This window comes from Nitrososphaera sp. AFS (assembly GCF_009898475.1).
Taxonomy (GTDB): Archaea; Thermoproteota; Nitrososphaeria; order Nitrososphaerales; family Nitrososphaeraceae; genus Nitrosopolaris.
Genome location: NZ_QURE01000065.1, coordinates 1 through 9,822, shown reverse-complemented (window position 1 = coordinate 9,822; position 9,822 = coordinate 1). Strand labels below are relative to the sequence as shown.

General features: G+C 38.8%; 12 protein-coding genes. 5 read left to right on the top strand and 7 right to left on the bottom strand.

Annotated elements, in window-relative coordinates; genetic code table 11:
• From DYY65_RS08090 to DYY65_RS08075, 4 genes are all read left to right on the top strand, one after another.
• Positions 1-279 (top strand): hypothetical protein (locus DYY65_RS08090; RefSeq protein ID WP_236561737.1); only part of this gene is annotated, 279 nt, incomplete at its 5' end.
• Positions 280-283: 4 nt separating this feature from the next.
• Complete coding sequence (locus tag DYY65_RS08085) at positions 284-610, top strand: FUN14 domain-containing protein (protein WP_162477464.1); 327 nt, start codon at positions 284-286, stop codon at positions 608-610.
• A gap of 59 nt (positions 611-669) precedes the next feature.
• Positions 670-1,125 (top strand): hypothetical protein, encoded by a 456-nt coding sequence (locus DYY65_RS08080; RefSeq protein WP_162477463.1) that lies wholly within the window; start codon positions 670-672, stop codon positions 1,123-1,125.
• Positions 1,126-1,913: 788 nt separating this feature from the next.
• Positions 1,914-2,540: a DUF3800 domain-containing protein gene (locus DYY65_RS08075; RefSeq protein ID WP_370519329.1), complete on the top strand. Its 627-nt coding sequence runs from the start codon at positions 1,914-1,916 to the stop codon at positions 2,538-2,540.
• A gap of 460 nt (positions 2,541-3,000) precedes the next feature.
• Here DYY65_RS08075 and DYY65_RS08070 read toward each other — a convergent pair whose 3' ends face one another.
• From DYY65_RS08070 to DYY65_RS08045, 6 genes are all read right to left on the bottom strand, one after another.
• On the bottom strand, positions 3,001-5,262 hold the full coding sequence (locus DYY65_RS08070) for a DNA primase family protein (protein WP_162477462.1): 2,262 nt from the start codon (positions 5,260-5,262) through the stop codon (positions 3,001-3,003).
• Positions 5,263-5,363: 101 nt separating this feature from the next.
• Positions 5,364-5,831 carry a hypothetical protein gene (locus tag DYY65_RS08065; RefSeq protein WP_162477461.1) on the bottom strand — a complete coding sequence of 156 codons (468 nt, stop codon included), beginning with the start codon at positions 5,829-5,831 and terminating at the stop codon, positions 5,364-5,366.
• A gap of 5 nt (positions 5,832-5,836) precedes the next feature.
• Entirely contained in the window at positions 5,837-6,115 is a 279-nt protein-coding gene (locus tag DYY65_RS08060) for a hypothetical protein (RefSeq protein ID WP_162477460.1), read from the bottom strand.
• A 15-nt stretch (positions 6,116-6,130) separates the two neighbouring features.
• The gene (locus tag DYY65_RS08055; protein ID WP_162477459.1) at positions 6,131-6,628 is read right to left on the bottom strand and encodes a hypothetical protein; all 498 of its coding nucleotides are present in this window, start codon (positions 6,626-6,628) and stop codon (positions 6,131-6,133) included.
• A gap of 4 nt (positions 6,629-6,632) precedes the next feature.
• Positions 6,633-6,827 carry a hypothetical protein gene (locus tag DYY65_RS08050; protein WP_162477458.1) on the bottom strand — a complete coding sequence of 65 codons (195 nt, stop codon included), beginning with the start codon at positions 6,825-6,827 and terminating at the stop codon, positions 6,633-6,635.
• Between the two features lie 13 nt (positions 6,828-6,840).
• Entirely contained in the window at positions 6,841-7,044 is a 204-nt protein-coding gene (locus DYY65_RS08045; protein WP_201449411.1) for a hypothetical protein, read from the bottom strand.
• Positions 7,045-7,225: 181 nt separating this feature from the next.
• On the opposite strand from DYY65_RS08045, the gene DYY65_RS08040 reads away from it, so the two are divergent.
• The gene (locus DYY65_RS08040) at positions 7,226-8,215 is read left to right on the top strand and encodes a hypothetical protein (protein ID WP_162477456.1); all 990 of its coding nucleotides are present in this window, start codon (positions 7,226-7,228) and stop codon (positions 8,213-8,215) included.
• Positions 8,216-8,232: 17 nt separating this feature from the next.
• Here DYY65_RS08040 and DYY65_RS08035 read toward each other — a convergent pair whose 3' ends face one another.
• The gene (locus DYY65_RS08035; protein ID WP_162477455.1) at positions 8,233-9,672 is read right to left on the bottom strand and encodes a hypothetical protein; all 1,440 of its coding nucleotides are present in this window, start codon (positions 9,670-9,672) and stop codon (positions 8,233-8,235) included.
• Positions 9,673-9,822 lie beyond the last annotated feature (150 nt).

The following is a 9,822-nucleotide window of genomic DNA, read 5'->3' as shown; positions in this document are numbered from 1 at the left end:
GATCTGTGTTCTGGAACATGGAAAATGGCTCGAGAGATATTCGAAATATTGCAAAAGGAACTAAGTATATCCAAGAAAGAGATCAATGAAATTAACTTATCCGTAGTACAAGAAGTAGCAAATGACATCGGTACATTACTAAAGTTGACAGCAGATGTTAGAGGTAACAATGCTAGGATTCGCTCATACTCAGAGAAAATAGATGAGGGTCTAGACGAAATAAGATCTGCTCTAAAAGATTACCAACATAAACTAAAGTCTTCGATTGGAACGGCATGAAAATATGGAAATAGGAATAGCTGCAGCAAGTCTTGGCGGTGGATTTGTTGGAGGAATCGTGATAGGCTATGCATTAAAGAAAGTAGCTAAAGTGGTAGCAGTGGTACTTGGATTGTTCTCAGCTGGATTGACATATCTGCAATACCAGGGAATAGTAAGCATGAATTGGAACAAACTACAAGATATAACACAAGGAGCTGCAAATACCATAGTTAATGCCTCACAACACGGTATTCCTGGTGTCGTAACACCGCATGGCTTCGACAGTTGGGGGCTTCCAATAACTGGCGGTATGGCAATGGGTGTTACTATCGGATTCATGAAGGGCTAAGGAATCAGAATGAGCAAATTTATTTCAACGGCCTATGTTGTAGGGGGAAGAATTCCTCAATGAATTTGATAGAGCTAACAAAACAGCATCTCATAATTGCATTACTGGGAACAGGGATAATTATTTCTTCGATATTGGTAACGCCAGATGCGTACGCGAGACACTTAAGTGATAATCAGAGATATAGCGATGGATTTAACGACGGAACACAGGCAGCTAGAACAGATAGACAGAATAGAAATTCGTTTAACCCGGCATGTGATCCTACTGGTGCTCATACAAGTGATGGACAGCATACAACAATATATTGTACCGGATGGTCCAACGGCTACACTTCTGCATGGAACAGAAACAATTCCCAAATAGAACAATCATCCACACAAAACCAGCGACAAGATCAAAGGCAGAATCAAGCCGTTCATACATGCATAGCATTGAAATGTGAAATAATTCAGGGTGGTAGTCAGGGTCAAGATCAGCAGAGTAATCAAGGGATTTCGGGAGATGGACAGTAGGACGTGGATACAACTTGGCATAGTCATATACTTGTCTTGACAAATTCCAGAAGTGATATGAAGCTGAGATTATCAGCCATCCGTCCATATATGAATACAAGCATATGTGGGCTGATCTTTGCTATGTCTGTTTGTATTGGGGCCGCAATGATCAATTATGCCTTCGCATACCAATACAGCTCGTGTGTCCAAGGAATTGTAGCCTGTCACCAGTATCAAATCCCTATAAATCAAAGTGCTACATCAAATTGCATAAACATGTTAAAACATAATTATACGAATGCGGTTCAGATGTGTCATCGAGGAGTGCCGCCAAATGGTACAAATTACCAAGAGGCGGGAACAGTAGACAACGTAACGGGACCTCACCATTATGGCAATTACACAACCTTTTCACCCATGAGTGAATGTTTTACCTACCACGTTGACAATTTTACATTCTACGGTAGATGTCTTGAGTAGCTGTAGAGGGGGTGACACAAACGATAAACATTTCCAAGGCTAGAGCTAGACCCGCTATTGGTGATCCTTGACGATCAATCAAGCATTACAACATATTGAGTATCTTTAGCTACGCCAAATCTACATACCTTTAGGATTGTCCTTCTCCTAGTAATTTGTCGACTCCATTCAGACTGATTGGGGTTTGATACCGTCACAACGGCGATAGGTTTGCCGATGACCAGGATCTGTGGTACCTTTTGTACATAAAGTGTTAACTGCTTGAACATAATATTAATTAACAAATTATCTTCTTAACGGACATAACATCTACAATTCATGTTTTTGTGGACGAATCAGGCGATTTAGGATTCAAGGGTAAATCATCAAGATACTTTATTATCGGTTATATAATCACCGAGCAAAGCGGAAGAATATCAACAGATATCAAACGTGTTCTCAAAAACCTGAATAAGAAGCACAAACACTCTATCAGAGAATTCAAATTTAGTAATGACAGTGATTTCATTCGTTTGAAGGTCCTCAATTTATTTAGAAGATTGGACATCGATGGCGGACAAGTCGTTATCAAGAAATCTGCTGTAAAATCGGATCTTCGGGATAACAAATCCTTATTGTATAATTATCTTGTCGCAGAAAATATCGCAACCTCGGTAGTCGAGGCTTATGCCGATCTAAGTGAAGTTAATCTGCATTTGGACTCCAGCATGTCTAGTGCCTCTCGAGACCATTTTAATTCGTATTTCTCTGATAAAATGAGGTGGAAGATTTCTATATTTAAGAGGCATCAATCAGTTAAAACAAAAATATACCATGATTACTCACATAATGAAGCTTGCATTCAATTGGCCGACTACTTGGCTGGTTCATTGTATCAATTATATGAGCACGAGCAACCTAAGTATTACGATCTGATTAAGGAAAAAATAACACACAAACAAGAGTGGGGTTAATTAGTTATAAATAAAGTCGTGAACCTCGCCTCACCATTCCCACTCCGCGTTCCGCGGACATCATAATCTAAAGGCGAGACCCCAAGCTACGCTCGAGCCTTAGTCACCTGTATACTATATCAATTATTAAATATTTAATTCTTTCAACACACCGCATATTCGATAATTTTCTTTAGCCAAATTCTAAAGGTTGGAAGGAGTCTTGCCCTTCAGTCCAAACCCCTCATGTTCATAATTGGACCACTTTCAAAGTATTTTATAGCGCTACGTTATCAAATATTGAGCTTCTGTTGTCATATCCAAATCGTGAATCTTTAAACTTCATAGATTTCTGTCCCTAGTGTCCCTAGTACGGGTCAACTTATTATGTTTTACAGGATGAATAGGGGGGAATAATAGAGAATAAGAGAAAGAAAGTTGGACCTTACCAGGGACACCGGGGACAACCGACCAAGCTCCATCAATCCTTCAAACGGATTCCAACATAACAATACTCACGTTCGGCGCCAATTCTTCGCCGCTCTCTCTTTACCTGGAATGCACGCAACTCCATGCCGAAAACATGATCATCTTTTGAGTGAAGTTTGTTATTCTTACAAAATCTCAGGTACGCGCTCCACAAATCACGACAGATTATGAAATCCTCATCGTCCCCTGTTATCTCGCATCTCTCTCTTACAAACCTCTCAACATTATTGGAGTTTAGAGTGTAATCCTTTTCAATCGATGAAATGTCAGCAATATGAATAAACCCATTGTCTTTCCTCAGTTGTTTCAATGCGATCAAACTCAGGTTTAATAACCCTGACATTTCTTCGTGAGTGGTAATTTTATCGATAAGGTTCGGATCATTTTGGTCCGCTTCAAAAACATTTTCAAAAAAGAATATTATCCAGCGCCGATAATACGCGTATGTTTTATCCTCTGATTGAGGGATCTCATTAGCACTAAAAATCAGCTTGGCATAATTTTCAAAATCAAATGGTTGACAGTGTTTTTTCTCTGCTTTCATTGGATCTCCAGCCACCAACATTTTGAATGGGCCTGTGTTTGTCAACTTATCATTCTTTAGATCGGCAAATATATTGGCCGATTTTCCATACAAACCTGCAAGTGCAAACCTGTTGGTAACTATATCTTGAAGACTCAGGTGTGCGACATTATTCTTACCTAGGAAGTGCTCGAATAATGACAAGAAGGTGCTCTTACCATTTGCACCCTTTCCAACGCATAATAACGCTTTCTGATACCTTGATGTTCTATAAAGTGAATAACCAAATAGTTCCAAAGCGGTAAACACATCTTTAGGTTTTAGGACCTGACCAAGGAACCTAAGAATATTTGGGCATTTTGCGTTTGAATCATATACTAAGGGTAATTGAACGAGAGATAATTCATCCGGCGAATGTTCACGAAATTCCAAGGTATCTATGTTGAGTGACCCATTTTTCACATTTATTATATCGATATTTGAATCGAAACTTTTCCTGTCGATATAAGTTCTGCGCTTTATCTGATTAATTATCTCGTATAATTGACGAGTTGATATCTTTGGATACATCATTTGGCAAAGTTCCTTTATGCGCCACTCTTGTCCTTCCACATAAACGCCCTTTTCTTCGTCATACAAGAAGATCTCCTCGTTGTCGCTCATTGTTTTGACAGTAAATTCATTCATGATTGCGCGCGTCAACCATTGTATCGAATCTCCTTTGCCAATTATTCTAACTATTTTATCGAGAATCTCCTTTGCAGTAGTGGAATCCTCTATAGAGGCAGTTAGCGCATTTAACAAATATTTGCTGCCAGCTACGATATTCGCATTTTTTCCAAACACCTCTTCCACCGTGCCTCTGGCGTTTCGTACATCACTAGAACTGTTATCTTTTGCAAGAAGTTCTATTACAGCCATTGCGGAATCCTTAGAAATATTGCACTTGTGAAATAGACCTGCAAGACCGAAAACAATGGGATGTCTTCGCCCATTCTTGTAGGACGGACATATATATTCAGCGATCTTTTGAACGTCTAGGTCACTAAGATCGACCGTCTGGCCATCAGAAGATCTTTCTTTCCTCTTTTCACTTTCATCCTCAACCTTAGGTCTTAAGCAATCTGCCAACGTCGCTATCAATCGGCCATACAAATCATCTGAAACAAACAATTTCTGTTGGCCATAATTTTTGTAAATGAATGAAGGATCAACTCTATGTCTACTTGATGGAAGTGTGGAATGACCTGAATTTTTGCCACCTTTTATTTCGAATTCATATCCTGTCTTACAATCTGCTGTCAGGATTGGTCTATGCTCTTTGTGACTCAACCAATAAATATGATAACCATACGGCTTTCTAGTTTTGACAACAAAAGTTCTTTCCTGCATCGGTGGAATCAAGGAATATTCCCGCATAGTTTTTCGATTTTCTAAATTAGTTAGTATGTCATAGACTTTTTTACTATCAATATCTAAAGAATACAAATACAATGGGCCCTTGTCGTCCGCAAATCTGGTTTTACCAAATACTGTGGCTACTCCATTCTTAAATTTACTTGCTTCTTGGACAAGTTTCTCAGGATTCCAATATTCAGTATTTTCATAAATTGCTGTCCATGGTATGACAGGTGTACTATCTATGCCAAGCGGTACCAATTTGAAACCAATATTATATAGTTCAAGGAGCTGCGCTGGATGGATATCTGTACTCAGTTCTTCTGTCATCATTCATTGCCCCGATTAGGATAACCATTCATTCCAATCATGTTAGCAGAGCCAAAAAAAAACGGACACGCCATTACAGTCATCCAAAGACGGGACATGTGGTGTCAATTTCCGTCAGAGAATATTTTCTTTAAATGCAGCGCTCGTGAGGTTGCGTCCCTGACTAGGCTGTATGTATTGTTTATGTATTTGCCCCCACGACTTTTTCCTAGAACTGATAAAATACCTTCGCCGCTGTAATCTCTGTCAATGTAGATGTCTAAAGTGCTATTGTTATAAGCCTGCCTCATATTCCCGCATGCTACAACAAAATACTCTATTTTCGGATCGTGAATCAGAAAATTAATTTCTAATACTGCACTAGGGAGTTCCTTTTCTAGGTCAGTCATATAATTGCACCAGATTAATTGTTGTTTATCTTTAAGACACACATATAGAAAAATGTCAATTGCCTCAAGTGATGCATCATTCATCGTATAGCGTTTCTTAAGACCATCGTAGACAAAATTAAGGAAAGGTTCAAAGTCTCGTAAGCAATCAGGTGGTGTTATAATGCTTTTTCCTACTCTCATGACCATCAGTAGCGTAACTCCTTTAATGTTTCAATTTGAAAATTTCGAGCCGCTTCATCAACTGAAGGACCTATGCCATTACTAGCATCACCAATTCTGGTATAATCGATTGTCATCTTTCTTGTTGTTTCGTTAATGAAACGAGCATTCTCTGAATATTGTTTTGCAGGATAATTAAACGATGGAGGATAAAGCTTTGGATCGAGTATAGAGATTGCAAGTTCATCATTTAGAGAAATTAACCCTGGCAGGTTATTTCGATTAATTACAACAGATTTTGGCATATCTAAAACCAGCTGTCAGTACTCCGTGTTCTTGAGAAAAACCCAATCATCCGAGTCGTCAACCTTTTCAAAACGTAATACTTGTGAGCTATCGTCGCCGGCTCGCGCCCTTATAATGTCATATATTATAGTTCGAAACTTTCCATCAAAACCGCCTACGATTAAGTTATCTTTCATTTCTCCGACCCCCAGCTCAGAAACATTCCCATACTGGTACCATAGTAGACTTTCAGCTTGCTCACCCGATGTTTCTGCTGTCATAGTATAGAAATCATGTGGATTTTCCACAGTAAGCTGAATAAGCGCATCAGTTATACTACCACCATCTACTACAGTCAGCGAATAGCAGGTTGTAGTTTGATCCTTACTGGAGTACAAGTAGAGAGCAACCGGTGCTGTTGGCAGTTGTCTTAGAATACTATTTCTAGTCGTATTGTCTACCAAATCAAAGAAGGTATGAAAACTCAAGTCTGATGGCGCTTCAAGGCTAAACCTACTGGCTTTGAACGACATCTATCTACTCATCCCCCGTCTCAGAGTGGAAGACATCGTGAGTGAATTTCGGCTTGCAATTATTACAAACACTCAGGTTAATTTCTCCGATTTGACCTACAGAAACTTTGATGTCTTCTTCTGCTATCGCAAGACACCCGTCTGCTTCGCAGATTTGCTTATATTTATTAGATTCTAAAGATAATGGAGATCTAGACATAGGTGAAAATCTCCTATGAGTCCTGTGATTGGCTTGATCTAGGGGTCTCAATTCCGTGATCGAGCGTATCATTCCTTCCTTTCATTTTAACAGCAGGGAATTTATCCTCAAGTAGTCTCAACAAAAATCGACTTCGTGATACGTCCCCACGTTCAGTATCTATTTCTGACATGATTTTCTTTGGCAATGATATGCCTACAGAAATGCTTTTTTGCATATCCACATTTATAACAAGATTGGTTTAAAAGAGTGAAACGTAGTTCTACGGTTATCTGACGAGGAAGTATACCACTGACATCGAGCGCTTGATATTTGATCTATTGCTTCAAAAAAAAGATAGTGGAAGATTGGTGACGCATGGCCAATTGTATAATTATGTAAAGGAGGCGCGCAAACAATTGTCGTACGAAACGTTTGGTATTCATCTGAGGCATCTACAGACAAATGGCTTGCTTGGAAACACCAAAAAGGGCTATTTCTTAAAAGAAAAAGCATATTTCCTACAACGACATAAAATCCTAGAATTTAACAGGCCAAATAGGATTTTTCTAGACCCTGTGGAGTCGGAAGAAGTAGAGAAGCGATTAAAAATGCTCTTTATTGTATCCTACTTTGGGCTTCAGCGAAGTTTTTATCCATTGCAGAGCAAGGAGGAGTTTGAAGAATTTCTGGCTAGATACAATTTACACGAAAATGATCTCCGAGTATTCGAAGAGTACGATATCGAGACCAAGGGTTCCCTCAAACATATTAAGAATTTCTTTCCAGTAAGCGGCATATTCGAGATCCAGATTGTGGAAGAAACCGCCGATAAAATTTCATATGGCTATTACCTTCCTGGCTTTGGTGTAGCCGATTTAGTAAAGGCACTTGACAGACGCACCATGGAATTTTATTACGTAGATTTTGAGCGCTCAGATCTTCAGGAGGAAATTGATATGCTATTGGCTCAAAGGTTATTGGAAGAAGTTGGTGGATTAATTAATAAAAAGAGATATAGATTCCCTGAACCACTCCAATTGGTCTTGGGCAAATGTAAGAATTTGAACGATGATATACTATCCGTAATGCTGGGTATATTTGAATGTCATCGTGGCCCTAATGAAGCAGAAAAAAAATGGCTAGAATTCTTCTATGGTAACATAGAAGATACACTTCAAGAATTTCGTCATAGTCGCAAATATAAAAAGGGGAAAAAGAAAAAGAGTATTCATGATATCAAACAGTCTATGATCAGTGTCCATGGTAATTTTGAAAATCTGATAGATTCTCTAAATTCATCTGCGAATACAAAATATAGAACATTTGTTCATGTGTTACTAGAATATATTTATCCAGCATTTATGCGCAAATCTTTTTCTTCCGGTGTTTTGTATTATGGGCTTTAATGCCGTGGGTATTTTCATCATTGTATTTTCTTTGTGAGCGCTTCGGGTTTTACATGCGCAAGAACAGGGTTCTGCTGTATCATTGAGATAATCTGCTTGAATTGTTGACTCGTCTCTTCGCGAATTACTTTTATATCATGTTCATATTTTTCCTGCAACCTTCTGATTTCTGATTCTTTTTCCTGCTGGTTCTCCAATGTCTCATTGTATGCATCATATGTTAACACCATCCTACATTTGGCGCAAAACCTGCTATCTGGTTTATTTGGTTCATTGCAATTAGGACACTGTTTTGGTCTGAGTGTATCGGAGAGTCGTTTATCTTTTGAAACGATACCGTATTCTTCAAGGATACTTTCGCTAGATTCATTTCCGAAGTAGTGTATGTATTTCAAGTGCATCTGGGAACCTCCAGACCAACCAGCATGTTGTCGCAGTACATGCTCTCTTAATCTTAATGATTTTTCAGTAAGAGCCGAGTGTCTTCTTATGTAGGGATTCCACGGCTTTTTCAGTAACTCTCTTATCTTGTTCTTATCCTCAGGCAAAACGGATGTATTCTCCAAGAGTCTTGGAAAAAATTCCAGCTGATAGTACATATAAATATTGTAAAGAGCGCCGACGCTTAGTCGTCTTCCCAGACTTTTACCGCGGCCACAAATAAATGCTGCATTAGGATTGCCTGCCTGAGGGTGATCAGATGAGAGCCAATCCTTTAGATAGGGAATCGAATTAATTAATGGTATATGTCTGCTACCAGTTTTCCCATTGACTAGAACTTCGGCGTACTGCTTTCCATCAGGAGTATTCTTGAACATAATATCTTTTATCTTCAGTTTTAGAATTTCATGGGGCCTGCAGCTTGAGTCTCTCGATACTGCATGGTAACACCTGTCGCGCCTGCTTGGACAATACTTGAAGAATAAAAAATCATCCTCTTCGGTCCACAGGTCCGTTGGTTTGTATATTGATTTCTCCTTTCGAGCAAGTTTATGAATATTCTCTATCACCGGTGGTTTAGGCCTATGCTTTTGTTCAATATCCGGATAATATAACCACTTAAAGAACCGCATTAAGTGTATTCTATACAAATTATAGGTCCCTATCCATTTATGCATTGGATCCAGGTTTTCCGGCTTCCTGACAGTATCGAGGAATGCCAACAAGTCAGCCCTTGTAATTTCTGTGAATGATTTCTGATTTTTGAAAAATATCGAAAATTGGCTTAACAGACGTATTATGTCAACCCTATAGTGATCACCAGGATTCACTTCAGTTTTTAATGCTAAAACATAATCAGCGATTGTTTGAGCATTTACAATGGAGTAAGGTAGCACTTTCTTGCAAAGCACATTATGACAATCAGAGGGCAGCCCATCCACAGCAGCTTGCAACTTTCTTTCAATCAAGATCGGAGTGGCACAAGTGAGAATGGGAGTATTTGTACTTCTTTCCATTAGATATCGATGGCCATTTGCTGTATATAAGCATATATTCTATTGTGCCTAATTCTATGATTATTCAAGAAACACATCGGTTACAAAGAATGCTAAGTTGTTTATGTCTCAAGATAAGACTAGCACATCTATTAGTGAATGAATGAATGA

Excerpts from the sequence above, each read along its gene's own strand:
- DYY65_RS08085 (WP_162477464.1), top strand. The coding sequence starts at position 284 with ATGGAAATAGGAATAGCTGCAGCAAGTCTTGGCGGTGGATTTGTTGGA.
- DYY65_RS08080 (WP_162477463.1), top strand. The coding sequence starts at position 670 with ATGAATTTGATAGAGCTAACAAAACAGCATCTCATAATTGCATTACTG.
- DYY65_RS08070 (WP_162477462.1), bottom strand. The coding sequence starts at position 5,262 with ATGATGACAGAAGAACTGAGTACAGATATCCATCCAGCGCAGCTCCTT.
- DYY65_RS08065 (WP_162477461.1), bottom strand. The coding sequence starts at position 5,831 with ATGAGAGTAGGAAAAAGCATTATAACACCACCTGATTGCTTACGAGAC.
- DYY65_RS08060 (WP_162477460.1), bottom strand. The coding sequence starts at position 6,115 with ATGCCAAAATCTGTTGTAATTAATCGAAATAACCTGCCAGGGTTAATT.
- DYY65_RS08055 (WP_162477459.1), bottom strand. The coding sequence starts at position 6,628 with ATGTCGTTCAAAGCCAGTAGGTTTAGCCTTGAAGCGCCATCAGACTTG.
- DYY65_RS08050 (WP_162477458.1), bottom strand. The coding sequence starts at position 6,827 with ATGTCTAGATCTCCATTATCTTTAGAATCTAATAAATATAAGCAAATC.
- DYY65_RS08045 (WP_201449411.1), bottom strand. The coding sequence starts at position 7,044 with ATGCAAAAAAGCATTTCTGTAGGCATATCATTGCCAAAGAAAATCATG.
- DYY65_RS08035 (WP_162477455.1), bottom strand. The coding sequence starts at position 9,672 with ATGGAAAGAAGTACAAATACTCCCATTCTCACTTGTGCCACTCCGATC.